A 1,031-nucleotide genomic window follows, 5' to 3' on the forward strand; every position below is an offset into this window, starting at 1 on the left:
CCGGTTGCCGACCTGGTGGCCGTGGCGGATACCGCCACCACCGCCGAGGACACCCCGGTCAACGGCGATGTCTCGGCCAACGACAGCACCACCTCCGGCGGCGCCCTGAGCTTTGCCAAGGCCAGCGACCCGGCCCACGGCAGCGTGGTGGTCAATAGCGACGGCACCTACACCTACACCCCGGACGCCAACTGGAGCGGTGCCGACAGCTTCGACTACACCGTCACCGATGCGGCTTCCGGCGAGTCCCTGACCCACACCGTCACGATCACCGTGACCGCTGCGGTGGATCTCACCGCCGTGGCCGACAGCATCAGCACCGCCGAGGACACTCCGGTCAACGGCACCGTCGCGTCCAACGACAGCACCAGCTCGGGCGGCGCCCTGAGCTTTGCCAAGGCCGGCGATCCGGCCCACGGCAGCGTGGTGGTCAATGCCGACGGCACCTACACCTACACCCCGGACGCCAACTGGAGCGGTGCCGACAGCTTCGACTACACCGTGACCGATGTGGCTTCCGGCGAGTCCCTGACCCGCACCGTCACGATCACCGTGACCGCTGCGGTGGATCTCACCGCCGTGGCCGACAGCATCAGCACCGCCGAGGACACTCCGGTCTCCGGCGATGTCTCGGCTAACGACAGCACCACCTCGGGCGGTGCCCTGAGCTTTGCCAAGGCCGGCGATCCGGCCCACGGCAGCGTGGTGGTCAACACCGATGGCACCTACACCTACACCCCGGACGCCAACTGGAGTGGTGCCGACAGCTTCGACTACACCGTGACCGATGCGGCCTCGGGCGAGTCCCTGACCCGCACGGTAACCGTGACCGTCACTCCGGTTGCCGACCTGGTGGCTGTGGCGGATACCGCCACCACCGCCGAGGACACCCCGGTGTCCGGCGATGTCTCGGGTAACGACAGCACCAGCTCGGGCGGTGCCCTGAGCTTCGCCAAGGCCAGCGATCCGGCCCACGGCAGCGTGGTGGTCAATGCCGACGGCACCTACACCTACACCCCGGACGCCAACTG

1 protein-coding gene is annotated in these 1,031 nt (G+C 68.5%); it reads left to right on the forward strand.

What is annotated here, in order from left to right; all coding sequences use genetic code 11:
* The coding region (locus LMJ29_RS13265) for an Ig-like domain-containing protein (protein WP_229605995.1) at positions 1 to 1,031 on the forward strand (1,031 nt) is incomplete at both ends.

The organism is Pseudomonas oryzagri, from assembly GCF_020831405.1.
GTDB classification, from domain to species: Bacteria; Pseudomonadota; Gammaproteobacteria; order Pseudomonadales; family Pseudomonadaceae; genus Geopseudomonas; species Geopseudomonas oryzagri.